This is a genomic window from Pseudoalteromonas sp. Z9A5, from assembly GCF_011378875.1.
Lineage (GTDB): Bacteria > Pseudomonadota > Gammaproteobacteria > Enterobacterales > Alteromonadaceae > Pseudoalteromonas.
The window spans coordinates 59,157-84,609 of the sequence record NZ_WTLC01000013.1 but is presented as its reverse complement, the minus strand read 5'-3'; the positions used below and the strand labels follow the sequence as shown (position 1 = coordinate 84,609).

Annotated in this window: 27 protein-coding genes; 8 read left to right on the top strand and 19 right to left on the bottom strand. The window is 37.9% G+C overall.

Annotation, left to right across the window (positions count from 1 at the left end):
* Window positions 1-23: 23 nt before the first annotated feature.
* Genes mazG through rlmD form a run of 3 tightly spaced genes read right to left on the bottom strand, consistent with a single transcriptional unit; the run spans window position 24 to window position 4,314 of the window.
* Window positions 24-821 carry a nucleoside triphosphate pyrophosphohydrolase gene (mazG, locus tag GQR56_RS08840; RefSeq protein ID WP_166110483.1) on the bottom strand — a complete coding sequence of 266 codons (798 nt, stop codon included), beginning with the start codon at window positions 819-821 and terminating at the stop codon, window positions 24-26.
* 2 nt (window positions 822-823) lie between these two features.
* Window positions 824-2,980: a GTP diphosphokinase gene (gene relA / locus GQR56_RS08835; RefSeq protein ID WP_166110480.1), complete on the bottom strand. Its 2,157-nt coding sequence runs from the start codon at window positions 2,978-2,980 to the stop codon at window positions 824-826.
* 8 nt (window positions 2,981-2,988) lie between these two features.
* Window positions 2,989-4,314, bottom strand: coding sequence for a 23S rRNA (uracil(1939)-C(5))-methyltransferase RlmD (gene rlmD / locus GQR56_RS08830; RefSeq protein WP_166110477.1), 1,326 nt, complete (start codon window positions 4,312-4,314; stop codon window positions 2,989-2,991).
* Window positions 4,315-4,438: 124 nt separating this feature from the next.
* Between rlmD and barA the strand changes: the two genes are divergently transcribed.
* Entirely contained in the window at window positions 4,439-7,225 is a 2,787-nt protein-coding gene (gene barA / locus GQR56_RS08825; protein ID WP_166110474.1) for a two-component sensor histidine kinase BarA, read from the top strand.
* Window positions 7,226-7,251: 26 nt separating this feature from the next.
* Here barA and pdxJ read toward each other — a convergent pair whose 3' ends face one another.
* The 10 genes from pdxJ to rpoE form a co-directional block, all read right to left on the bottom strand.
* Complete coding sequence (gene pdxJ, locus GQR56_RS08820) at window positions 7,252-7,983, bottom strand: pyridoxine 5'-phosphate synthase (RefSeq protein ID WP_166110471.1); 732 nt, start codon at window positions 7,981-7,983, stop codon at window positions 7,252-7,254.
* A gap of 22 nt (window positions 7,984-8,005) precedes the next feature.
* A complete protein-coding gene (gene recO, locus GQR56_RS08815; protein ID WP_166110468.1) occupies window positions 8,006-8,698 on the bottom strand; it encodes a DNA repair protein RecO in 693 nt (230 codons plus the stop codon).
* Between the two features lie 20 nt (window positions 8,699-8,718).
* The gene (gene era, locus GQR56_RS08810; RefSeq protein WP_024610584.1) at window positions 8,719-9,651 is read right to left on the bottom strand and encodes a GTPase Era; all 933 of its coding nucleotides are present in this window, start codon (window positions 9,649-9,651) and stop codon (window positions 8,719-8,721) included.
* Window positions 9,641-10,318 carry a ribonuclease III gene (gene rnc, locus GQR56_RS08805; protein ID WP_024610585.1) on the bottom strand — a complete coding sequence of 226 codons (678 nt, stop codon included), beginning with the start codon at window positions 10,316-10,318 and terminating at the stop codon, window positions 9,641-9,643. The genes era and rnc overlap by 11 nt, the downstream gene beginning before the upstream one ends.
* Before the next feature lie 2 nt (window positions 10,319-10,320).
* Window positions 10,321-11,256, bottom strand: coding sequence for a signal peptidase I (gene lepB / locus GQR56_RS08800; protein WP_166110465.1), 936 nt, complete (start codon window positions 11,254-11,256; stop codon window positions 10,321-10,323).
* A gap of 15 nt (window positions 11,257-11,271) precedes the next feature.
* The gene (lepA, locus tag GQR56_RS08795) at window positions 11,272-13,059 is read right to left on the bottom strand and encodes a translation elongation factor 4 (RefSeq protein ID WP_024610587.1); all 1,788 of its coding nucleotides are present in this window, start codon (window positions 13,057-13,059) and stop codon (window positions 11,272-11,274) included.
* A gap of 275 nt (window positions 13,060-13,334) precedes the next feature.
* Window positions 13,335-13,784 carry a SoxR reducing system RseC family protein gene (locus GQR56_RS08790; protein WP_166110462.1) on the bottom strand — a complete coding sequence of 150 codons (450 nt, stop codon included), beginning with the start codon at window positions 13,782-13,784 and terminating at the stop codon, window positions 13,335-13,337.
* 19 nt (window positions 13,785-13,803) lie between these two features.
* Entirely contained in the window at window positions 13,804-14,754 is a 951-nt protein-coding gene (locus GQR56_RS08785) for a MucB/RseB C-terminal domain-containing protein (RefSeq protein ID WP_166110459.1), read from the bottom strand.
* Window positions 14,755-14,758: 4 nt separating this feature from the next.
* A complete protein-coding gene (locus GQR56_RS08780) occupies window positions 14,759-15,376 on the bottom strand; it encodes an RseA family anti-sigma factor (protein ID WP_024610590.1) in 618 nt (205 codons plus the stop codon).
* Window position 15,377: 1 nt separating this feature from the next.
* Window positions 15,378-15,959, bottom strand: coding sequence for an RNA polymerase sigma factor RpoE (gene rpoE, locus GQR56_RS08775; RefSeq protein ID WP_024610591.1), 582 nt, complete (start codon window positions 15,957-15,959; stop codon window positions 15,378-15,380).
* A 246-nt stretch (window positions 15,960-16,205) separates the two neighbouring features.
* Between rpoE and nadB the strand changes: the two genes are divergently transcribed.
* A complete protein-coding gene (gene nadB / locus GQR56_RS08770; RefSeq protein WP_166110456.1) occupies window positions 16,206-17,810 on the top strand; it encodes an L-aspartate oxidase in 1,605 nt (534 codons plus the stop codon).
* Here nadB and GQR56_RS08765 read toward each other — a convergent pair.
* Both GQR56_RS08765 and GQR56_RS08760 read right to left on the bottom strand, forming a co-directional pair.
* Window positions 17,791-18,132, bottom strand: coding sequence for a hypothetical protein (locus GQR56_RS08765; RefSeq protein ID WP_166110451.1), 342 nt, complete (start codon window positions 18,130-18,132; stop codon window positions 17,791-17,793). The genes nadB and GQR56_RS08765 overlap by 20 nt on opposite strands.
* Window positions 18,133-18,187: 55 nt before the next feature.
* Window positions 18,188-18,439: a succinate dehydrogenase assembly factor 2 gene (locus GQR56_RS08760; protein ID WP_024610594.1), complete on the bottom strand. Its 252-nt coding sequence runs from the start codon at window positions 18,437-18,439 to the stop codon at window positions 18,188-18,190.
* A 164-nt stretch (window positions 18,440-18,603) separates the two neighbouring features.
* On the opposite strand from GQR56_RS08760, the gene ygfZ reads away from it, so the two are divergent.
* Both ygfZ and GQR56_RS08750 read left to right on the top strand, forming a co-directional pair.
* Complete coding sequence (ygfZ, locus tag GQR56_RS08755; RefSeq protein WP_166110446.1) at window positions 18,604-19,515, top strand: tRNA-modifying protein YgfZ; 912 nt, start codon at window positions 18,604-18,606, stop codon at window positions 19,513-19,515.
* A gap of 12 nt (window positions 19,516-19,527) precedes the next feature.
* Complete coding sequence (locus GQR56_RS08750) at window positions 19,528-20,013, top strand: peptidylprolyl isomerase (RefSeq protein ID WP_024610596.1); 486 nt, start codon at window positions 19,528-19,530, stop codon at window positions 20,011-20,013.
* Between the two features lie 42 nt (window positions 20,014-20,055).
* On the opposite strand, the gene GQR56_RS08745 is transcribed toward GQR56_RS08750, so the two are convergent.
* Genes GQR56_RS08745 through GQR56_RS08735 form a run of 3 tightly spaced genes read right to left on the bottom strand, consistent with a single transcriptional unit; the run spans window position 20,056 to window position 21,746 of the window.
* A complete protein-coding gene (locus GQR56_RS08745) occupies window positions 20,056-20,544 on the bottom strand; it encodes a hypothetical protein (protein WP_166110440.1) in 489 nt (162 codons plus the stop codon).
* Between the two features lie 26 nt (window positions 20,545-20,570).
* A complete protein-coding gene (locus GQR56_RS08740; protein WP_166110437.1) occupies window positions 20,571-21,383 on the bottom strand; it encodes a DUF481 domain-containing protein in 813 nt (270 codons plus the stop codon).
* Window positions 21,384-21,425: 42 nt separating this feature from the next.
* Window positions 21,426-21,746 (bottom strand): HI1450 family dsDNA-mimic protein, encoded by a 321-nt coding sequence (locus tag GQR56_RS08735; protein ID WP_024610599.1) that lies wholly within the window; start codon window positions 21,744-21,746, stop codon window positions 21,426-21,428.
* Window positions 21,747-22,000: 254 nt separating this feature from the next.
* On the opposite strand from GQR56_RS08735, the gene GQR56_RS08730 reads away from it, so the two are divergent.
* From GQR56_RS08730 to GQR56_RS08715, 4 genes are all read left to right on the top strand, one after another.
* On the top strand, window positions 22,001-22,792 hold the full coding sequence (locus GQR56_RS08730) for a crotonase/enoyl-CoA hydratase family protein (protein ID WP_166110434.1): 792 nt from the start codon (window positions 22,001-22,003) through the stop codon (window positions 22,790-22,792).
* 72 nt (window positions 22,793-22,864) lie between these two features.
* A complete protein-coding gene (locus GQR56_RS08725) occupies window positions 22,865-23,218 on the top strand; it encodes a CidA/LrgA family protein (RefSeq protein ID WP_166110431.1) in 354 nt (117 codons plus the stop codon).
* Window positions 23,211-23,954 (top strand): LrgB family protein, encoded by a 744-nt coding sequence (locus GQR56_RS08720; RefSeq protein WP_166110429.1) that lies wholly within the window; start codon window positions 23,211-23,213, stop codon window positions 23,952-23,954. Before GQR56_RS08725 ends, GQR56_RS08720 begins: the two co-directional genes overlap by 8 nt.
* Window positions 23,955-23,991: 37 nt before the next feature.
* A complete protein-coding gene (locus GQR56_RS08715; RefSeq protein ID WP_166110427.1) occupies window positions 23,992-24,828 on the top strand; it encodes a mechanosensitive ion channel family protein in 837 nt (278 codons plus the stop codon).
* A 64-nt stretch (window positions 24,829-24,892) separates the two neighbouring features.
* Here the strand turns inward: GQR56_RS08715 and GQR56_RS08710 are convergent, their stop codons facing one another.
* On the bottom strand, window positions 24,893-25,375 hold the full coding sequence (locus GQR56_RS08710; protein WP_024611914.1) for a winged helix-turn-helix transcriptional regulator: 483 nt from the start codon (window positions 25,373-25,375) through the stop codon (window positions 24,893-24,895).
* Window positions 25,376-25,453: the final 78 nt, after the last annotated feature.

The following is a 25,453-nucleotide window of genomic DNA, read 5'->3' as shown; positions in this document are numbered from 1 at the left end:
CACAAAGTTCAACACGCCCTAAATTAGCCTGCTTTTTTTATCGCATCCCATGCGCTGTCCATTTCCTCAAAAGTCGCTGTATCAAGGCTTTTACCTTGTGCATTTAAGTAAGCTTGAACTTTTTCAAATCGGGCTGAAAACTTATTATTAGCGTTGCGCATTAATTGTTCAGGATCGCGTTTTACGTGGCGTGCAACATTAACTGTAGCAAAAAGTAGGTCGCCTATTTCCTCTGCCGTGTGATCTGAAAATGGGTCATGCTCAAGCGCTTCTTTTACTTCAAGCACTTCCTCACTCACTTTATCAAGTGCTCCATGATAGGTAGGCCAGTCAAAACCAAGTGAGGCAACACGTTGCTGAATTTTTTTAGCTTTGCTCAAGCTTGGCATATTTATAGGTATATCTTGCCAAAGCGAAGCTGTACTTTTATGTGCTTTTTCGCAGCGTTCCTGTGCTTTAATTGATTGCCATTGGTACGATAACTGCTCATCTGTTAGCTCTTTTTTATCGCCAAAAACATGAGGATGACGGCGCGTAAGTTTATCGTTAAGCTGCTCTACTACATCATTAAAATCAAATAAGTTTTGCTCTTGAGCTAGTTGCGCATAAAAAACTATTTGAAATAATAAATCACCTAGTTCGTTTTTAAGCTCACCCAAGTTGCCTGATTCGATACAATCGGCAACTTCGTAAGCTTCTTCTAATGTATGCGGCACGATAGATTTAAAATCTTGCTTGAGATCCCAAGGACAGCCATCTTCAGGATCTCGTAGTGTTTTCATTATATTAAGTAGCTTTGTAAGCGCTGTATTATTATTCATATTTAATGTCCACGCTTGGCATCGTGCACGCCTTCAATTTGGTGTAACTTTGAAAGCACACGATTGGTACCAGACAAATCATGCACTTCTATTTGCATGGTAAATACTGCTAACTGATTATCTCCTACCGTGTTTACATTCATATTAAGTACGTTCACTTTTTCGTTAGCTAACACTGAACTTATGTCACGTATTAAACCCGACCTGTCGCTCGCTTCAATTTTAATACTTAGTGCATAGGAGCCATTAATATCATCAGACCAACTTACCGATATTACGCGCTCTGGGTGCTGAGTTTTTAAATTGTTAAACGAGTCACAATCTTCTCGGTGAACACCAATACCACGCCCTTGAGTTATATAACCAATAATTTCATCACCCGGCACTGGGCGGCAACATTTAGCTACATGGCTCATTAAGCTACCAACGCCATCAACCACTATGCCATTTTTATCACCCGTTACTTTGCTAGGTGCTTTAATACGAATAACCGGCTCATCTTCTGTCCGATCACTTACAAAGTTAAGCATTTGATTTAAACGTACATCGCCTGCACCAATCGCAACCATTAAGTCATCAAGTTCTTTAAAATTAAAACGCTTAATGGCGGGCTCTAAATCTTTGTAAGTTAAATTGAGCTTTTGAAGTTCACTGTCGAGAATATCTTTACCCGCACTTAAGTTTTTGTCGCGGTCGAGCTGTTTAAACCAGTGATGAATTTTAGCTCTAGCACGAGATGACTTAATGTACCCTAATGACGGGTTTAACCAATCACGACTTGGATTTGGTTGTTTTTGGGTCAGTATTTCTACCTGATCGCCTGTTGTAAGTTGATGCGTAAACGGTACTATTTTACCAAATATTTTTGCGCCAATACACCGGTGCCCAACGTTTGAGTGAATATAGTAAGCAAAATCGAGTGGTGTTGCGCCAAGTGGTAAATCAATAATGTCGCCGCTTGGAGTAAATATGTATACGCGGTCTTCGACCACTTGGTTTTTAAGCTCTTCAGCTAAATCGCCGCCATCGACTACTTCTTCTTGCCATTGTAATAATTTACGTAGCCAGCTGATTTTTTGCTCATAACCTGAGCCGCGCCCTGGCAGTGCACCTTCTTTATATATCCAATGCGCAGCAACACCAAGCTCTGCATCTTGATGCATATCGCTGGTACGAATTTGAATCTCTACCGTTTTACCTTCAGGTCCAAATACTACGGTATGAATAGACTGATAGCCGTTTTGTTTTGGCGTCGCTACATAATCGTCAAATTCTTTATTAAGGTGGCGCCAATTTGTGTGTACGATTCCCAGCGCGCCATAACAATCTTGTAAGCGCTCAACTACAACTCGCATTGCACGAATATCGAAAAGCTGATCGAATTCGTAATTTTTTTGCGCCATTTTTTTGTAAATACTGTAAATATGCTTAGGACGCCCATACACTTGCGCCTCAATACCTGCCTCTTTCAAACGGCTTTTAACCTGTTCAACCATATCTTCCATATAGGCTTCTCGGGCTAAGCGCTTATCGTCAAGTTGCTTGGCTATACTTTTATATATATCAGGGTGAAGGTATCTAAACGATAAGTCTTCAAGCTCCCACTTTAATTGCCCTATACCTAATCGGTTGGCTAGTGGTGCAAAAATGTCGGCTGTTTCTTTTGCTGCAATTACACGTTCTTCTTCGTTGGCATCTTTTACATTGCGTAAGTGGCAAACCTGCTCAGCTAATTTAATAACCACGGCGCGCACATCTTCCACCATAGTTAATAGCATTTTTCGAATATTATCGACCTGTACATTGCCTTTACCCTGATGCGATAAAGTACTAATTGTAGCCATTTGTGCTACACCCGTTAGAAGCATTGCTACGTTATTACCTAGCTGCTCTTCAACGGTTTCAAGCGACACTAAGTCACTTAAAAAATAAGGTGTTAAATACGCAGTAGCTAGCGATTCAGCATCAAGGTTTAATTCAACTAAAATCTCGACCATTTCAATGGCCATATTTTGTCGACTTTCGTTATCGCAATTAACACATAGTGCTTGCGCTTGATTTAATAACTCAGACCTTTCGGTAGAAAGGTCGAGTGATTTAAGACGAGAGGCAAAATCACCTGTTTCATCTTGTTGATGCGATTGACGTGTAGCTACCATAATGCGCTCTACCTCCGTTGAAATAACGCCATTGTTTCGATATGTCCTGTATGAGGAAACATATTCATTAGCCCTATTTTATTAAGCTCAAAGCCTGCTTGCGAAACAATAGCGCTGTCACGGGCTAAGGTAACAGGGTCGCAAGAAACATATAAAATTGTTTTAAACTGCTTTAAAGGTAATTGCTCTAATACAGCCATTGCACCGGTGCGAGATGGATCAAGTACGAGTACATTTAAATTATCAGTAAACCATTGTGCTTTTTCAATTTTTTGCGTTAAATCAAAACAATGAAATTGCGTATTATCAATAGAGTTAGTTTGCGCATTTTGAGTAGCCATTGCAACCGCAGAAACAACTCCTTCAACACCAATTACCGTTTTCGCTTGTTTTGCCAGCACTAGTGAAAAATTACCAATACCACAAAATAAATCTAATATATTTTCATCACCATTTAAATTAAGCCAATTTGCGGCTTGCTTGAGCATAGCCTGATTAACCTGCGCATTTACCTGAATAAAGTTACCTAAACCAAATTCAAACTTAAGGTCAAACTCATCCAGGTAATAAAATGGCATTGCTGTATGTGAGTGATCAATTACATCAGTTTCACTTTGCCACACAATATTGTATTTATAATTTGCAGTTGTTTGCTCAACTAACCCTTTAATTTCATCAGGTATTGCTTTTGTATGGCGAATAACAACAAAATTTTGCTCATCACTTTGACACAATTGTAGATGGCTTATACTGTGCAACGCTTTATGCTGATTAATTATTTTATCAAATAGTGTAAATACATCTACAAACGCTTCACTTAATATGGCGCACTTATTAATACTTACAATATTTTTTGAACCACTTGCTCTGTAACCTACCCTCATTTTTTTAGCTGCTTTATCAAACATCACCGCTATACGAGCGCTGCGTCTGTAATGCGTAGGCTTGCTTAATAATGGCTCTTGCCAATTTAAATTATTTTGTTTAGCAAACTTTTCAAACAACTGATTTACTGCCGCTTGTTTTTCAACAACTTGTTGGCGTGCATCTAAGTGTTGTAATTGACAACCGCCACAGTGATTATAATGCTCACAAAAAGGAGTTACGCGTGACTCACTTGCTTTGATAACCTTTTGAGTAACCGCACTACTATAGCGCGCTTTATCATCAACAATAGTTGCTTTAACTTGTTCGTTAGGTAAAGCACCACTAACAAAACACACTTTATTATTATGTTTAGCTATACCACGACCTTGATGATCCATTGCTGTTATATCGAGCACTACGGATTGCTTTTGTAGTGGCTTTTTTTTGGCTTTAAAAATTTGTGCCATTAGGTGTTACCTTAAATGCTTATTGGTTAAAACAATTAATCTGCTGCTATCGTAGATGCTTTGAGAATAGGTGTTGAACCGTATATACTCAAAGCATACTAATAATGATAAAAATGCTTCCATTATGACCAAATTAGGCTTACGCGATTCTGTTTTAACACTGACCCTGATCCCGACGGTGATCATTGGATTACTACTTGGTGGTTATTTTACAATAAATCGTTACATTGAGCTTGATGAAATTTTATATCAGCAAGGCGCAACTATTTCAGAGCCTCTTGCAATTGCGCTCGAGCAGCCCTTAATAGAAAAAAACATACAATTACTTAGCCGTTTAATTAGCTACACGCATAACAAACACTCTCCAGCTATAAAGTCGATTGCAATTTTTGATAATGACAACAAGCTACTAATGACCAGCAATTATCATCGCTCTTTTGATAAACTAATTAATCAAAAATCGCTGCAAAACTTAAATACGACTCAAATACAAGTCTCAGACGAGTTGATTACCTTTTTCAGTCCAATCATTAATCACTCTACTCATGATTCAAAATGGGACCCATCTGCATTTCAATCTCCTTTGGGCACCGTTATCTTACAGTTAAATAAAGATCAAGCTGTAATAGGTCAACAGCGTGCTCTGCTAATTAGCGGAATTGTAATTATTATCTCGTTAGTTTTTGCTGCTATTTTAGCATTAAGATTAAGCCGCATGTTTATGACGCCGTTAAATAAGTTAGTGCTCGCAACCGACAAACTCGTAGAAGGTAAAAGAAGTACGGGCTTAAACGATAGTATGATTGGTGAGTTTGAACTACTTCGTGAAGGCTTAAATACAATTGCTCAAACTATGGTGATGCAAAAAGATGAAATGCAAAAAAACATCGATCAAGCAACCAGCGACTACCGCGAAACACTAGAGCAATACGAAACTCAAAATATTGAACTCACTATGGCTAAAAAAGAGGCGCAAGATGCTAACCGCGTTAAGTCAGACTTTTTAGCAAAAATGAGTCACGAATTACGTACACCTTTAAATGGTGTAATGGGCTTTACTCGTCAGCTTTATAAAACGCCTCTTAATAAACATCAAAAAGATTATCTTGATACTATTATGCTCTCAGCAAATAGCTTAATGACTATTATTAGTGATATTTTAGACTTCTCTAAACTTGAAGCTGGTGCAATGGAACTTGAATCAATTCAGTTCCAATTACGCGATGCAATTAACGAAGTAATGACTTTACTTGCACCTAGTGCGCACGATAAACAACTTGAACTGTCTATTTATATCAATCCACAAGTACCTGATAATTTAACAGGCGATCCAACTCGCTTTAAACAAGTACTTATAAATTTATTAAGTAATGCAATTAAATTCACTGAAAAAGGCTCAATAAAGGTCGATATAAGCTATCGATTACTTGACGAGGAACGTGCATCTGTACTGGTAGCTGTTACCGATACAGGCGTAGGTATTCCTATGGATAAGCAAGACTCTTTATTTACCCCTTTTGGTCAGGCTGACTCAAGTATTACACGTAAATTTGGTGGAACTGGCTTGGGGTTAATTATTACTAAGCACATTGTTGAAGCAATGAGCGGGCGCATAACATTAAACTCAGCGCCAGGTAACGGAACCTGCTTTACCTTTAATAGTATATTTAGATTACCCAATCATGTATTTACAGACGATCTACCAAGCAAATCACTTGTTGGTAAACGTATTTTATATTTAGAGCCACATGAGCATACTCATCATGCTGTTTTATCATTATTAACGCAGTGGCAAACTAATGTTACAGCTTGCTTTAACGAAACCAGCTTTTTAGATGCTATAAAAAATAAAGACTTTAAATACGATATTTGTCTAATTGGTCATATGGCTTCTGTTGATGATATGCAACGCCTAAAAAGCTATGTAAAAGCGGTACGCGAATCCACCGATTACTTATACTTAATGCTTAATACAGTATCGCATAATATGCGTGAAGCCTTTATTGGCAGCGGTGCAGATGCATGTTTAAGTAAACCGCTTAATCATCGTAAGCTGTGTGAGGTGCTTGCAGCTCCTTATCGACTAGACCATCCGGTACATAATATTGAACAAAATGAGCAACAATTACTTCCTCTTAAAGTGCTTATTGCTGATGATAACGATGCAAATTTAAAGCTAATTAATACATTACTTGCCGAACAAATTGAAGTGATCGACACAGCTTATAATGGTTCACAAGCTTACAGTTTAAGTAAAAGCCATAAATACGATATCATTTTTATGGATATACAAATGCCAATTATGGATGGCATTACTGCATGTAAGCTTATACAAGAGTCATCTCTAAACGAAGATACTCCTATTATTGCTGTAACAGCGCATGCACTGCATAGCGAAAAAGAACAACTTCTTAAAGATGGTTTCAAAGGCTACTTAACTAAGCCAATTGATGAGGATATGCTAAGACAAATTATTAGTGACCATAGCCCACAAACACCTATTAATCGCGACAAAACAAAAAATGATATACCGCAAAGCCCTGCCCCATTTGAAAGCAACCGAATCGATTGGGCACTTGCTTTACAACGAGCTGGTGGTAAAAGTGAACTCGCATCAGAAATGCTTAATATGCTGCTATTGAGTGTGCCAGAAACGCTCAACCTACTGGTTAAAGCAATTGAGGAAAAAGACTGCCAACAAGTACTGACTATCGTTCATAAATTTCACGGAGCATGTTGTTATACAGGTGTACCAAAGCTTAAATTATTAGCCGAGACTATCGAAACTTCACTTAAAAACAAATGCGTACTTGAAAATATTGAGCCTGAACTTTTTGAGTTACAAGATGAACTTGAAAACTTGCTTATAGATGCAAAGTTAAACGATAAAAACAAAAAAGACGCGCTATAAGCGCGTCTTTTCAAAACTAAAAATAATTAAGAACGCGCTTCGATCATTAATCGTTTCATATCACGAACGGCTTTATCTAATCCATCAATTGCGGCTCGGGCAATAATTGCGTGACCAATATTAAGCTCATAAATTTCAGGCATTGCGGCTATAGGCTTAACGTTATGATAATGAAGCCCATGTCCGGCATTTACAATTAAGCCCAAGCTTGCTGCATATTTAACGCCTTTTCGAATATGCTCTAGCTCTTTGCTTAAATCAATATCGTTTGTTGCATCAGCGTAAGCACCAGTGTGAATTTCAACATAAGGCGCACCACATTCTTTTGCTGCATCTAATTGTGCTTTGTCTGCATCAATAAATAACGAAACTTTAATACCAGCTTCGCTGAGTGTTTTAGTCGCTGCTTTTATTTTTTCAATATTCCCAGCAACATCTAAACCACCTTCTGTAGTTAACTCTTCGCGTTTTTCAGGTACTAAGCATACGTATTCTGGTTTAACTTCGAGTGCAATCGCTATCATTTCATCGGTAACGGCAGTTTCAAGGTTCATACGGGTTTGAATAGTTTTAGCCATTACATAAACGTCACGATCTTGAATGTGGCGACGGTCTTCACGTAAGTGAATCGTAATACCGTCTGCACCAGCATGCTCTGCTACGCTCGCTGCATGTGCTGGATCAGGATAGCTTGTACCACGTGCTTGGCGAAGCGTTGCAATGTGATCAACGTTTACACCCAAAAGAATATCTTTCATTATTTTACCTGTAAAATTACGTTTATTGAGAGGCCGTAAATAACTCACGGCTTTTTAATGGCTTATTACCTAGTAATGGTTTTAATAGATATCGGCTTAATTGCTTAGCCATATATAACACATCACTTTGGCTAAAGTCATGGTTTGCAATAGCATTAAGCTGCAAGCCACTAAAGCCTGAACGAGTGTCATCTTGTATTAAAAATCCAACTTCGGGGAAATAACTATACGTTTTCGTTTCATCTATTGGCTCACCGCTAGCATCAAAATTAAAATCAACACCATAACCAAGTAGCTCTAATAATTGAAATTCGTATGAGCGAAGAACAGCTTGTAAATTAGCGCCACTATTTAAGTTCTCTAAATGAGTTTTATATAAATGAAATACTTGTTCAATAGGCTCATTAATTGGCACTATTCGGTTAGTCAGCTCATTTAAATAAAAACCACAGTAAAGCTCATCCCCTTTTAAAAAAAGAGACCTGCCATGTAATTCAAACTTATTAATATATTTTAAGTCGTACTTGCCATTGTAATGAACAAGCAGCGATTGGAAAGGTTGTAACTGTGCTTTATGTTTAGTGGCCTGGCGACCACTAATACGTGCGAGCATTCTAAGCTGACCAACGCCCTCTACAAGCATATCAAGCATCACTTGAGAGTCACTATAGGGACGTCGATGCAATAAATAAGCAGTGTAGAAGTCGCTATCCATAAACTATATCGCTTATGAGTTTAGTCTTCACCATAACCTAGGCTACGCAGTGCACGCTCATCATCAGCCCAACCCGATTTAACTTTCACCCAAAGCTCTAAAAACACTTTATTATCAAGCATTTCTTCAATATCTTTACGTGCTTCACGACCAATGGTTTTTAGCTTTTCGCCTTTATTACCAATAACCATGCGTTTTTGTGTTTCGCGCTCAACCAAAATTAATCCATTGATGTGCCAAACACCGTTTTCTTGCCACTTAAACTGCTCAATTTCAACAGTTACAGAGTACGGAAGTTCTTCACCCATAAAGCGCATTAGCTTTTCACGGATGGTTTCAGCAGCCATAAAGCGCATTGAACGGTCAGTTACGTAATCATCTGGAAAGTAAAATTCACAAGGCTGTAAGCGCTTAGTTACTTCAGCTTTAATTAAATCAACGTTTTTACCTTGCTTAGCTGATACTGGCATAATGCCGATAAAATCAAACTTATCACCTAACCACTTCATATGAGGTAGTACAAGATCACGGTCTTTCACTTGGTCTATTTTGTTAATAACCAACAGCACAGGTTTACCACTTTGCGATACTTTATTGAGTACCATGTCGTCATCGGCATTCCAATGAGTGCCTTCAACTACAAATACAATAAGTTCTACATCGCCAATTGAACTAGATGCTGCACGATTCATTAAACGGTTAATTGCTCGTTTTTCTTCAACGTGTAGCCCTGGTGTATCAATATAAACCGCTTGGTGTTTACCTTCGGTATGAATACCCATAATACGATGGCGTGTTGTTTGTGGTTTACGTGAGGTAATACTTACTTTTTGCTCAATAATTTCATTGAGTAAAGTTGATTTACCAACGTTTGGACGTCCTACAATTGCGACCATGCCACAAAACGTATCTACATCGCCTTCGCGATGTTGTATTAAGGTATCAAGATTCATTTTTAATTATCTTCAATGCTTTTTCAGCAGCTTTTTGTTCGGCTTTTCGGCGCGAGCTACCAACAGAAATTATGCTATCCATTCCATCAACAATACATTCAACCGTGAATGTTTGATTGTGTGCTTGGCCTTGTGTATCAACAACGGTGTAGCCAGGTAAAGGCAACTTACGGCCTTGTAGATGCTCTTGCAGCAGGGTCTTCGGATCTTTTTGATTAAGCCCTGGTGAAATAGCATCCAAGCGTGATTCGTACCACGCTAATATTAGATCGCCGCAGCTATCAATACCTGAATCTAAAAATGCAGCACCAATAATAGCCTCTACTGCATCGGCAAGCGTTGACTCGCGACGAAAACCGCCACTTTTAAGCTCGCCAGGACCTAAGCGTAAATAATCACCCAGACCAAATTCAAGTCCAAACTCAGCAAGAGTTTGACCACGTACAAGTGTAGAGCGCATGCGGCTTAAATCGCCTTCACGCGCTTTAGGAAATTTAGCATAAAGTGCATTCGCAATTACAAAGCTCAAAATAGAGTCACCTAAAAATTCTAGTCGCTCATTGTGTTGACCTTTGTGGCTGCGGTGCGTCATTGCTTGTTCAAGTAAACCTTGATCAGCAAACTCATAGCCAATTTTTTTATATAGTTCGGTTACATTTTTTTTCATTGTTACTGAATATTACCTAGGCGCTCAAAACGAACACCAGTTGGAACCCATCCTGGTAAAAAATCATCAGGGCCATTCTCAAATTCAAAACTCATCCATATAAAGACAGCTTTACCCACCAAGTTTTCTTTTGGTACAAAACCCCAAAAGCGACCATCTTCACTATTGTCACGATTATCGCCCATCATGAAATAATGATCCGCAGGTACAACCCATTCATCAGAAGGTGTGCCTGGTTGTTTATAGTATCGCCCTTTTCTTTCAGCTCGTTCAGGATAAATTAAAATATCATGACCATCGTCAGTTAAAGACTCAGTTAAACGCACAGAGGTCTTTCCATTTAAATTGAATTCGCCGTTTTTGATGATTTCCATATCAATTTTATTGTACTCATTACACACCAAGTTACCTTGTTGTGTTTCACCCTCTTTACAATTTGGCTGAATAAACAAACGTTTATCACGATAAACAATCTTATCGCCAGGTAGCCCAATCGTTCTTTTTATATAGTCGATATTTTCATTTAACGGAAATTTAAAAACAACAACATCACCGCGTGATGGTTTATCTACATCTACCAACTGCGTTCGCCAAACAGGATCTTTTATTCCATAAGCGTATTTTTGTACTAAAATAAAATCACCTACTAACAGTGTAGGCATCATTGAACCCGATGGAATTTGAAACGGTTCAAAAATAAACGATCTAAAAATAGTAATTGCTGCAATCATAGGAAAAATTGACTTTGCCGTTTCAGTTACTACTGGTTCTGGCGCTATTAACGCCACTGTCTCTTCATCTAACGGAGCACCTGCAGACTTTTGCGCCATATCTAGAAGCGCTTGCCTTTTAGGTGCATATATTAAGTGATCTATTAACCATATTAAACCTGAGCCTAAAGTTAATAACACCAAAAAAACTGAAAAATAACCAGCCATTTATAATCCTTTGTTTTATTTACCAACTTTTAAAATAGCTAAAAACGCTTCTTGAGGTACTTCAACATTACCTACTTGTTTCATACGTTTTTTACCATCTTTTTGCTTTTTAAGTAGCTTTTTCTTACGACTTACATCACCACCGTAACACTTAGCAATTACGTTTTTACGTAATTGTTTTACCGTGGTACGTGCAATAACATGTTGCCCAATAGCTGCTTGAATCGCAATATCAAACATTTGACGAGGAATAAGCTCTTTTAATGCATCAGCTAACTGACGACCGCGAGACTGTGCACCATCTCTGTGAACAATAATCGCAAGTGCATCAACGCGCTCACTATTAATTAAAATATCTACACGCACCATGTCTGATGTTTGAAAGTGCTTAAAGTTATAGTCAAGCGATGCAAAACCACGACTTGTTGATTTTAATTTATCAAAAAAGTCCATTACCACTTCAGCCATAGGCAGCTCATACGTAACAGCTACTTGCTTACCGTGATAAGTCATTTTAGTTTGGCTACCACGTTTTTCAATACATAAGGTAATAACATTACCCAGGTATTCTTGAGGTACCAAAATATTAGCTTCAACAATCGGTTCACGAATTTCTAAAATATCGTTTACTGCAGGTAAATCAGACGGGTTATCAATCTGGAATGTACCTTCTTTAGTAACTATTTCATAGATTACTGTAGGTGCAGTTGTTATTAAATCAATATCGTATTCACGCTCTAAACGCTCTTGAATGATTTCCATGTGCAGCATACCTAAAAAGCCACAACGGAAACCAAAACCTAGCGCTGTTGAATTCTCTGGTTCAAAGAATAACGACGCATCGTTTAAGCTTAATTTATTAAGCGCATCGCGGAATGATTCATACTCATCTGATGCAATTGGAAACATACCTGCATAAACCTGTGGCTTAATTTTTTGAAAGCCTGGTAAACGAAGTGGTGCAGCATTTTTTTGATGAGTAATAGTGTCGCCTACTGGCGCACCATGTATCTCTTTTATGCCAGCAATAACAAAGCCTACTTCACCCGTTCTTAAAATACCGGTATTAGTTTGCTTAGGTGTAAACACACCTACTTGGTCAGCTGTATGTATATGCTCGTTCGACATTATTTTTATTTTGTCGCCAATGCGTAATTCACCATGCTTAATACGCACTAGTGATACCACGCCTTGGTATGGGTCAAACCAAGAATCTATAATAAGAGCTTGTAGAGGTCCATCTGTGTTACCTACTGGTGGCGGAACGTCTCTAACAATCATTTCAAGTACTTCAGCAATACCTACGCCTGTTTTAGCGCTACATTGCACTGCATCTAATGCATCAATACCAATAATTTCTTCAATTTCTTCTGCAACACGCAAAGGATCTGCTTGTGGTAAATCTATTTTATTAAGTACTGGAATTACTTCTAATTCCATTTCAATAGCGGTGTAACAGTTAGCTAATGTTTGTGCTTCAACACCTTGACCTGCATCAACAACAAGTAGTGCGCCTTCACACGCAGCTAAAGAACGTGATACTTCATAAGTAAAATCGACGTGTCCTGGAGTATCAATGAAATTAAGCTGATAGGTTTCGCCATCGTTCGCTTTGTAATTCAACGTTACACTTTGCGCTTTAATGGTAATACCACGTTCGCGCTCAATATCCATTGAATCCAAAACTTGTTTTTGCATTTCACGGTCTGTTAAACCGCCACAAACTTGGATCAAACGATCTGAAAGGGTCGATTTACCATGGTCAATATGGGCGATGATCGAAAAATTACGGATATGCTTCATAAACTGGATTCTATACTTCTATTTTAATGGACTAATTATGAATACCGAAGTGACTTGAAAATACTTGCTGTAGGATGCCACAAACTCAGTGCGTAAAACACAGATTCCGCTTGCGCTTTTTAAGATGGGTTATAAATATTTTATTTATTATTAAACAACAAGTTATATAAAATAAACTTGCCTTGTTATATAAGATAAAACGATATTAAAAACCACCACTCCCTGTATTTCCAAGTTACTTTGGTATAAAACGACAATTTTACATTTAATTGGCGTCAATCACCATCTATTTGAGTTAAAGGGATACTAATTGGGTGAATTTTTATTACTTTTATATCGTGTTTGAGCGATTTAACCTGAGTTTTAGCTATAAAAAAGCCTGTAATTCCGCCAAATGCAGCAGCTAAAATTTGCCACCCTTCTGCAACTTTAAAAAGTTCAGACGCAGCTAAAGCAAAAGTAAGGCTTAAAAATAGTGGAACCATGTACACAGCAAAGGCATGTTTAACTACATGGCTGTCGTCTAACGATAAAGTAACTTTTTGACCTATCGAAACAGATGAGTCAAATTTATAGGGAAGTGTTTTTTTAGCAGTACCAAATAATTTGCTAAAGACTTGTGAGCCACAACGACCATTACAGCCTGCACAAGCTTGCTTTTGCTCTGCTTCTAAATCTGCAATGTGGCCGTTAATGGCCACAACGGTGAGAGTTTGTTCAATCATAACAATCCTTACGAATCGTTTATAACGCGCGAGTTACTGACTCTGCAATTGCTTTTGCGGTCATACTCGGTACATTACCAACAACCGATACATCAAAATTACCGCCATTATGCACATATACAGTCGTTGCACCAGAAGTTAATGCTCCGCTTAAACGCTTGCCAGGTAAAGGTCTTTGTATAAATACTGATACTTCAACAAACCCGTCTGAATATAGGTAATAGTCTGTTAATTCATTATTTAAATCTAACTTATGTCTATCTGATTTTAATAATTTAAACCCATCAGGTACCCAGCTTATTTCCCAATTAGTTGCTTCATTTTCTGTATTTTCAAGAACACTTTCAGGTAAAGGCGTTGGGAAATTACGATTTAGCACTTCAAGAAGCATGTTTGCAGGCTGCTCAGTTACGCTGATATGCGTTAACTGTAGCTGCTCTAATGCATCACCTTCATGATTTACATAGGCCGCTTTTAATAATAAAGACGACTCCATATCAAGCCAAATCCAGTAGTTATATTTGTATTCGTCTTTAGATTCAATGCGTACTAATTGAGCTGCTCGCCCTGCTATACGTCCTTTGCCACCAAGTACAAAATCATAGTGCGCGCTTAGGCGATCTATATCTTTAAATAGTACTTCAGGAATAGGTCCTGCAATTGAATCTGTTTTAAGTGAATAAGGTTCTGATTGTGGCTCAAAGTAAGTAACCTGATCATCAACTCGCACCATTTCAAGACCTGCGCCATTGAGTAAGCTTAAGTGTTCAAGTTCGGTATTACCTTGCTTTGCATGAACCCAGCGATACGGTTCCATCGTTTTACCTTTAACAACTACAAATGAAGCGTCAAAATTACGATTATGAACAGCATCAGCCATTTTGAGTAATAAATCTTTAGCGGGGTTTGTGTCGCTCGCAAACGCATTAAAGCTTAATGCAAACGACAGAACAAAAGTGATTACTTTCATTTAATTAGTTTTTTTCCTCTTGTGCTTTCGTATCATTTTGCGCTGTTTGCAGCGAGTTAGCAACACGAGCTTGGCGTTGATGCTCTAAAACAAGTGCTCCAATACGCTGTTGCTGTAATTCACGTAAGCCTTCTTCTGCATTTTCAAGTGCAGGTTCAGATGAGTAACTCACTGGCGATGCCATACCTGCAAGAGGCGTTGTTTGCAGTAGCGGTATTTCGCTTTGTTGCTCGTTATTACCTTGCGGTAATGTGTTAACACCAACAATAGCAAACATTGCTACGCTAGCGGCAATTGCAAGTTGAGCAACTGGTTTACGCCAATTAAAAGCAACGACTTTATTATCTTGCTCTGTATCACTTTTTGGCTGAGGTTGTTTGTTTGACTGACTAAAGTCAGCATAAACAGGTTCGCTTTCAAGTGCGAATGCAACGCGGTCACTTATATCAATATGTATGTCGTCGTTATTTTTTTGAGCACGCATCGCATCACCAATTAACGCATAACGACCAAACGTAGTTACATCTTGCTCTGCAATTTTTGCATCTGTTAGATGTTGTTCGCCATCAAGTAATGCTGATAACGCTTCGTTATCTAACTTGTTAAGGTGTGCTTTTGTCATACTAAGACTCGCCTATTAATGGGTGTAATTTATTATCTATTGCTTCGCGGGCACGAAATATACGCGAACGTACCGTACCGACTGGGCAATCCATTACTACGGCTATTTCTTCATAGCTCATCCCTTCAATTTCTCTGAGGGTGATCGCAGTTTTAAGGTCTTCAGGCAAACTATCAATCGTACTAAAAATAACAGCGCGTACTTCTTCGCTTAACAGCAAATTTTCAGGGGATGCATTTGAGCGCATCGAATCCGCGCAGTCATAAAACTCTGCTTCTTCAGCGTCTATATCATTTGCTGGCGGTTTACGACCCTGTGCAACTAAGTAATTTTTAGCACAATTAACGGCAATACGGTATAACCAAGTATAAAAGGCACTATCACCTCTAAAGTTAGGAAGCGCACGGTAAGCTTTAATAAATGCTTCTTGTGCTACATCTGCAACATCACCTTGATTCGACACATAACGTGAGATCAAACCTGCAATCTTGTTTTGATACTTCTTTACTAATAGGTTAAAGGCATTTTTATCGCCTTCCTGAACCCTTTTTACTAGCACTAAATCCAATTCCTGCTCGCTCATTCGAGCCGGTACTCCTATGTCTGATTTTTGCTTGTTATTTATATTATCGCCATTGTTCACAAATACTATGACTTCCATATGAATAAAAAGTTCTGCTTAATATTATTTTTATATAAATTAGTTCTAAATAACGACGCTAAGCCATTAAAATCACTACGTAGTAATATGACAAATATGGTACAACTACATATATTAAAAACAAATATTGCTCTATTACGAGCATTGTAACCGCAAAGTACCCCTGACATGAACCAAAATAAACATCATATTGCAGATGTCGCTATTATAGGTAGCGGCGCAGCGGGCTTATCACTTGCCTTGTCTTTAGCTAACTATTGTAACGTTACCGTGATCAGTAAGGGAGCGCTTACCGAAGGCTCTACACTTTATGCTCAAGGTGGCATAGCAGCAGTATTTGATAAACAAAATGACAGCATTGAGTCTCACGTAGAAGATACCCTCGATGCAGGTGGCGGTTTGTGCGACAGAGACGCCGTTCATTATACTGCGAGTAACGCTCATGATTGCCTGCAATGGTTAATTGATCAAGGCGTGCCTTTTGATATGGAGTTTGATAGCAAAGGTAAAGAGCGTTTTCATTTAACGCGCGAAGGTGGTCATAGCCATCGTCGTATTTTGCATGCTGCTGATGCGACTGGTAAAGCGGTGCAAACTACACTAATTAGCCAAGTTAAAATTCATAAAAACATTACGCTTCTTGAGCAATATAACGCAATTGACTTAATTACAGATAAAAGTGCAGGTAAAACTGGCTCACACATTGAAGGTATGTATGTGTGGAACAAAAAAGCTAAAAAAGTAGAAACAATTTCAGCAAAATTTGTGGCCCTTGCAACCGGTGGCGCTAGCAAAGTGTACTTGTATACATCAAATCCAGACGTTTCAAGTGGTGATGGTATTGCTATGGCTTGGCGCGCTGGGTGTAAAGTCGCCAATATGGAATTTAATCAATTTCATCCAACAAGTTTATATCATCCAGAATTACAAAACTTTTTAATTACTGAAGCAATGCGTGGCGAAGGTGCTTATTTAAAACGCCCTGACGGCACTCGTTTTATGAAAGACTTTGATGAACGAGAAGAACTTGCTCCGCGCGATATTGTTGCTCGCGCAATCGACTTTGAAATGAAACGCCTTGGCGCTAACTGTGTGTACCTTGATATAAGCCATAAAGATCAAGAATTTATTATTGAGCACTTCCCTACTATTTACGCAAAATGTTTAAGTGTAGGTCTTGATATAACAAAAGAAGCGATTCCGGTTGTACCCGCAGCTCACTATACTTGTGGCGGCGTAATGACAGACTTTAACGGTAAAACCGATTTAGACAATTTATATGCTATAGGTGAGGTTGCATACACAGGCTTACATGGTGCAAACCGTATGGCAAGTAATTCACTATTAGAGTGTATTGTTTTTGCTCACGCTGCTGCAAAAGATATTTTAAGCAAAATTGAACGCGCACCAGAACCGATTGCTCTTCCTCACTGGGATGAAAGCCGTGTTAGTAACTCAGATGAAGAAATTGTAATTACTCATAATTGGCATGAATTACGTTTGTTTATGTGGGATTACGTGGGAATTGTTCGCTCAACCAAACGTTTAGAACGTGCGCTTCACAGAGTTGAGTTACTACAGCAAGAGATACACGATTACTACGCTAACTTTAGAGTAAGTAATAACTTATTAGAACTACGTAATTTAGTACAAGTTGCTGAATTAATTATTAGAAGTGCAATGGAACGTAAAGAAAGTCGAGGTTTGCATTATACTATTGACTATCCAAAGCAAAATAAAAACCCAAAACCTACTATTTTAACGCCGCGTTAAATAACGCACGTTTTAACCTTACATAGCTTTGTTCATTAACACCATTGGCTGATATTATTAGCCAATGGTTTGTATTAAAACCTTTAATATACAACCAAATACTATTACCAAATAAGCGACTTTTAATGCTTATCTCACCTTGAATTTTTAACGTAGTACTTTCAAATCTAAATTGGTTAGGCTCTAATATAATTGTACCTTGCAGTGGGTGTGCAGCTAATATTTTACGCCAAACAAATAACCCACTTAACGCATTAACAACGATGCAGAAAATCATTGCCGTAATTGAGCTTAAAAATAAACATAATATTAAAGCAAGCATACAAAAAAAGACCACAATCGGTTTGTGGTCTGCTTTATTTTCTGTAACCGTAAATCTATACACGAACTCTATCTAGAATAAGCTGAACCATGGCATTTAACTGCTCATCTTTACATTCTTGATGACCCATAAACCATGCAAACAAATCAGGGTCTTCTTCTGTTAATAAACGTTGAAAAATAGCTTGTTGTTCTGCGCTCAAAGAATCGTATGCGTCTTCAACAAACGGCATAAACAAAACATCTAGCTCTAACATACCACGACGACAAGCCCAACGAATACGTGCTTTACTATGAATCTCGACCATTTTAAACCTCATACTTAATTGCCCCAAGTTTAACAAATACAAGCCTATTTAGCAGCTATTAATCTCTCATTAAAGAATAAATCGACGCTGCCTATTGCTAGTCTGTACCATACGTATTAACTGCGTTATTATGTCACTTCATTTATATTGCAAAGAAGGTTTTTATGTCGAGCGTTTATGCATGTCCATTATCTCATAAACTTATTAGCCTTAATGGTGCTGATAAATTATCTTACTTACACGGACAAATCACTCAAGATCTCAATAAACTAACTAACAGCAATTATTTATGGGCTGGTCATTGTAGTGCAAAAGGAAAACTTTGGGGGGTGTTTAAATTATTCGCCCATCAAGACAGCTACTATTTAGCTGGTAGCGACGCTGAAGTAGAAAAGTCTTTAGCTGAGCTTAAAAAATATGCCGTATTTGCAAGGGTTGATATAAGCGCCGCTTCACAGCGCTTAATTGGTCTTATTGGCGATGACTTAACCGAGATACTTACGCAACTCAATATCAATTTTGAAGATGATGCTACAGCATGCGACTTTAGCCATGGTAAAGCATTAAAACTAGCAAGTAACCGCGTATTATTAATGGTTGATAGCCAATTTAGTGTTCCTGATAATGTATCGACTCTTGATACAGATGCCCCATGGAAACAAGCGGAAATTTTAGCTGGAGAACCTCAATTAAGCTCTGAAGCTATTGGCGAGTACGTACCGCAAATGGTTAATTTACATGCTATTAATGGTATTAGTTTTAAAAAAGGTTGTTATACAGGTCAAGAAACCGTGGCACGTATGAAATACCTAGGTAAAAACAAACGTGCAATGTATATCGTTTCTGGGCAAAGCGAAGGGCTGCTCAGTGAACCTGATTTAGAAATTCAATTAGGCGAAAACTGGCGTCGTGCAGGCAAGCTTATTGCGCAAAGCTTTGATGAGCAAACAAACAGATTAACGGGCCTTGTTGTGTTGCCAAACGATACTGATGTAACTCAGGTATTTCGTGCAAAACACACACCTCAGGTAGAGCTAAGCATTCTGCCTCTACCTTACTCTCTTGAAGATGAATAAATAGGAATGACTATGATCGTTGCGCAAAACAAAGTAGTAAAGATGCATTATTCTGTTATGGATAATGATGGTAATAGCATTGATAACTCGTTCGGTGGTGAACCACTACTTTTTATTATTGGCACAGGCTATTTAATTTCAGGTTTAGAAAATGCTCTACAAGGCAAACAAGCTGGCGATACACTAAGTGTAAAAGTTGAACCTGATGAAGGTTATGGCGAGCGTCACGAAAACCTAATGCAAGCGGTGCCTAAATCTATGTTTGAAGGCATGGAAATTGAAGTGGGTATGCAATTTCGTGCATCAACAGATGATGGCGACCAATCTGTAATGATTATCGACATTCAAGATGAAGAAGTAATTGTAGATGGCAATAATCCACTTGCTGGCACTACACTTAACTTTGATGTAGAAATACTTGAAGTACGTGATGCAACAGAAGAAGAACTAACTCATGGTCACGTACATGGTGAAGGTGGTTGTGGTCACGATCACTAAGATTATGTAAAGCTGATAAAAAAAGCGCCTAAGGCGCTTTTTTTATATCATATTATTGGGTTTAACCGCTTTAGATTCGCTTTTGGGTGTCTTTGGGAGCGCGATTAATACCTTATTCTCTTTTAGGGCTGCTAATAAACCTTGCTGATCATTAGTACCTACTCGGTACATTGTGCCATCTTTAAGTGTAAGTTGAATTGCACTAAACCCAGATACTGTATATATCCAACCATCGTGGGTAATACGCATACCAATACCATGACGATACGAATTTTGAACTGCTTTTGCTTCTGCAATATCAAGAAGCTCTACGCTTTGACCTGCAACTCCGGGACCAAATGCCCAGCTAATTGTTTTATCATCTACTTTTACAGTTAATCCATGGAACAAAAAACCCACCAGCACCAAAATGCCAGCAAATATTATTAATGGTCCATCTGCGCCCAGTAAATTCCACGCAAGAGCAACAAAGCCACCAATCCATGCTAATACAAAAAAGATAAACACCGCATACTGCTTATGCTGATACATAATACTCTCTAAAATTAAATAAATACTTAAAAGCTATATACCAATGTGGCGCTAAGCTCTGAGTCGAACTTGAGTTTATCATCTTCAGGTTTTGAATTATAACGATACATGTAAGCAAATTTAAGCGATACAGCACCAATCACTTGGCTAATAAGCGCCGTTTCTGATTTCAAACGAGAATTAAGCCCAGAAAGAGATTGTTCTATACTTACATCTTGGTTAAAGCGCGTGCGTTTAGATACTAAGCGTTCCCATTGCATGGCAATACGGACTAGGTAACCTACTTTATCAAGTTCATCTTCACTTGCTTCAGAGTCATCTGCAGCAACTGATCGATACAAACCAGGACCTATGTCTATATCAACTTTATTTTTGCTTCCTTGATATACACGTGAGCCATAACCAGTCGCGATTGTGCCCTTAAAGTCGAGACCACTAAATTCATCTTCTTCATAATCACCGTAAATAAAAAATGAAGAGTTTTTAACACCTACTTTATAGTTACCTTGTGCCGATAAAAATATACGGTTAGCGGTTACGTCGGTTTCACCTGTATCGTCGTTGTGATCACGTTTATAAAGGGTATCTATTTTGAATTGGTTTCGCCATTTTTCAAAGTCTTGATATAAATTACCTTTAAACTTGAAACTGGTCGAATTGGTGTTGCCTTTACTTAAAATAAAACCAAATTCGGTGTCGCCGTACAGCATTTCACCTTTATGCAAATCATGAATTTCTTCATCAGAGAGTTGTCCATATTCATGAAAGTCCTCAAAAGGATCAACAGCCCAGGTTGGGCAGCTAATAATTAAAAGAATTAATAATAAATACTTACGCACAGTACTCTCTCTTGAACATAATTATAAATAAATCAGACTGACTTATTCACTTTCTTTCCATAAAATATGACAAAACGGCGCGTCTTTATCACGGCTAATTAAAATCTTGGCAAATAGAACATCATCGTTTTCAAATTCTAAACCCACTAAAACCTGAATAAAATGCTCAGGCTCTATTTCAAGCGCTACAAAATCTTGCCATTGCTCATCTGGTTCGTCTTCTTCAATAAAGCCAAGATCTTCTCTAAACTCATTAAAGTCTTCAACATCTTTTTCGCTTAAGTTATTTGGCGCTAGCTCTAAAAAAATATCATAAGCTTGATGAGTTGCTTCTTCTACAGTGTATAAACGCGGACCTGACATATTCGCTTAACCTTTAAGCTTTGGAGTCCTGCTATATTATCAAATATGACAACTATTTTGTTCATAAAACATTTAAATATTCAGTTTTTTTGTAACTGAGTCATACTTTATTAAGCATTTACTTTGTTATAAGTAAAATCAACTAATTAAGACTACTCCTTTATAAAAAAATTCCATTTTTTAATAAAAATACCCTACCTTTACTTAATACTCATAACAACATAAGCTCAAACAACAGGTCAGAGGAGTGTGTAATGATTAAATTAGAAAAACAAAATGGAATTGCTACTGTCACACTTTGCAGGGCACAAAAACAAAATGCGCTGAGCTTTGAAATGTTTATTGAGTTAAAAAAGGCAATTCGTAGCATAAAAAAAGATCGCAGTATTCGCGCTGTTGTAATAACCGGTGATGGCGAGCATTTTTGTGCAGGCCTTGATATATCGTCGGTAATGGCATCTCCATTTAATATTATAAAATTATTATTTAAATGGTTACCTGGCAATCAAAACTTAGCACAAAAAGTTGTCCTTGGTTGGCAATCACTGAGTGTGCCCGTTATTGCACAAATTAATGGCAATTGCTTAGGTGGTGGATTACAGATTGCGCTCGGTGCCGATTACAGAATAGTACATCACGATGCGAAACTTGCCATTATGGAAGCTCGCTGGGGTTTATGCCCCGATATGGGGGCTAATGTAATGATGAGTGGTTTAGTAAAACGTGACCAAGCACTTTGGCTTGCGAGTCATGCAAACCCTATTTCGGCATTACAGGCAAACGAACTTGGGTTAGTTACTCAACTTACCGATAATACCCAACAAGCCACACAAAATATGCTTAACATATTACTTGAGCGCTCCCCAGATACACTAGCAGCTATCAAACGAGTGACTCAACAAAGCTATAAACCACTGCAACGCAAAATACTCGCCAAAGAAACGTTAAGCCAAATCCGCTTGTTACTAAGCTCTAATACTAAAAAGGCGATTGCTAAAGCTAAAGGAAAAACAGATATAACTTATAGTGACTCAAAGCGCTGGTAAGACTAATGCACAATGCATAAAATGCTTGGGTTTGGTAAAGTGAAGCTCTTATATTTTTTGAGAACCACTTTGATGAAATATTTGCTCAGTGGCACTATTATTTTACTGTGCTTAGCGTTGGCTAAATTTATCATGCATTTTATTTGCGGAAGCTTTCCTGCACCACTACTTGCCATGGTTATTCTATTAGTTTTACTTTTATCAGGTATCGTAAAGGAGCATTATGTAAAACCATGCGCCTCACCTATTTTAAACATTATGCCTATATTTTTTATACCTGCTGGTATTGGATTTATTGAGCACCTTGGCATAATAAAATCACAATGGCCTTTTTTAGTTTCTGTTCTTGTTTTAATTCCTATTACCTCTTTATTGCTTATCAGTGGTGTTATTGCTTATTTTAAAGGGCGAGAAAACAATGATTGAGCTAATAAGCAAAGAAGTGTTAAACCTCACGCCTGACTTATGGTGGTTCAGTGTCCCTTTTATTATTACGTTATTTTTAGTGCTAAGAGCTATAAATCAACGTGTAAAAAACGGCGCATTAAAATCACTCACCAATCCTGTATTTTTAAGTATCAGTATTATTGCTTTATTACTCGTTAATTTAAATTTACCTTACACTGAGTTTGCATCACATAGTAAATTATTAAGTTGGCTATTAGAGCCTGCGATTGTCGCTTTAGCCCTGCCCTTATATCAGCAATTTGTTCACGTACGTAAAAACTTACTGTTAATAGTGACTACTTGCAGTTTAGGTATTATTAACGCCACCTTTGTCGCTTTTTTATTAAGTATGTTATTTGATGTACCAACACAGTTAAGTGCATCAGTTGCTGCACTTAGCGTTACCACCCCTATAACTTTAATTGTTACTGACTCCTTAGGTGGAATTAGCTCCCTTGCTGCTGCTTTAGTTATTTTTATCGGCTTATTAGGTGCTTTATTTGGTTTTATTCTTTTTAAACTGTTTAAAATTTATAACCATGAAGCGCAAGGTGTTGCAATAGGCACGGCATGCCATGCAATTGGTACCGCAGCTGCAATTGCAGAGCACCCTAAAGTTGGCGCATTTGCATCGGTCGCAATGGCATTAAGCGCTTTACTAACCGCAATTATAGTACCGTTGTTATATCCAATTTTAATCTCCATTTTGCTATAGTAAGTAAATACCACATAGTCCAAACATAGAGCGCTATATGATCAGTTCTGAAATTGAACAATTTGAAAAATATTACACCATGCTTACTGAGTATATGGTTACCTACAGTATGCAAATTGTTGGCGCTATTTTTATCGTCCTTATTGGTTTGTGGATAGCCCAAAAGCTTGCAAAAATTGTAGCAAGCTTAATGACCCGCCATAACGTTGATATTACGCTCACTAATTTTGTGAGTAGCGTTGTAAAAGTGTTGCTAATTGTAATGGTTATAATTATTGCGCTGGGCAAAATAGGGATAAGCGTAACACCCTTTGTAGCTGCTATTGGTGCCGCATCATTAGGTGCTGGTTTAGCACTGCAAGGGATGCTCTCTAACTATGGTGCCGGTCTTGCTATTATAGCTACTCGCCCTTTTGTAGTTGGCGACACTATTGAAGTTAAAAATGTAAGTGGTCAGGTTAAAACAATAGAGCTGGGATACACTATTTTAATTAATGAAGAAAAAGTAGAGATCACTATCCCTAACAAACACATTGTTGGCGAGATTCTTCATAACTCATTTAGTTACTCATTAGTAAAAGGTGAAATAGATATTGCTTATAGCGCTTGCTCTGATAACGCGATTAGCCTTATTGAAGACGTACTTAAAGCACATGAATTAGTAGCGCAAACTCCATTATCACAAGTTGGTATTGAACGCTTTGCCGATAGCGGCGTTACAATAAGCTACCGATACTGGGTACCTACTACAAAGATCATCGAAACCAAGCTTGCAATTAACGGTGGTGTTTATAAAGCAATTAATAACGCTGATATTGAAATCCCATTCCCACAACGCGTTATTACAATGAATAAAAGCGATTTAGAAAGTTAGTTTAATTTTAATTGTGAGCTTGTTTTATCCGCAAGCTCACACTATCTGTACTTTTTAGAATAAATTAAATATCTATTATTAATCCGTCGTCTTTTTTAATTTTTTCAATCACCATATAAGTATGATGCGTACCAACGCCTGGAATATCGACTAAATCACCAAGAACTTGTCTATATTCTTCCATATTAGAAACACGTATTTTTAATAAGTAATCATAACCACCAGCAACCATATCGCATTCAACTACTTGTTGTATTCTTAAAATATGTTCTCTAAATACCTTAAACACAGCCGTGTTAGAAGCAACAAGTGATACTTGCACATGTGCAACTAAACTTTGATTAAGTTTTGCTTCGCTAAGCTTAGCGTAGTAGCCTTCGATATAGCCTTCTTGCTCTAATCGTTTTACACGATCAAGACATGGGCTTGCACTCAAATTAACCTGTTTTGCGAGGTTAACATTTGAAATTCTGCCGTTCTTTTGTAGAACGTCTAATATGGCTAAATCGATACGATCTAGCATGCGTAATCTATTTGGAATTGTCATAACAGAATTTTATGCGGATAAGTTAAATTTATGCCCTGTAAATTATCGTAAAACGCGAAATTTAACCAGCATATTCTG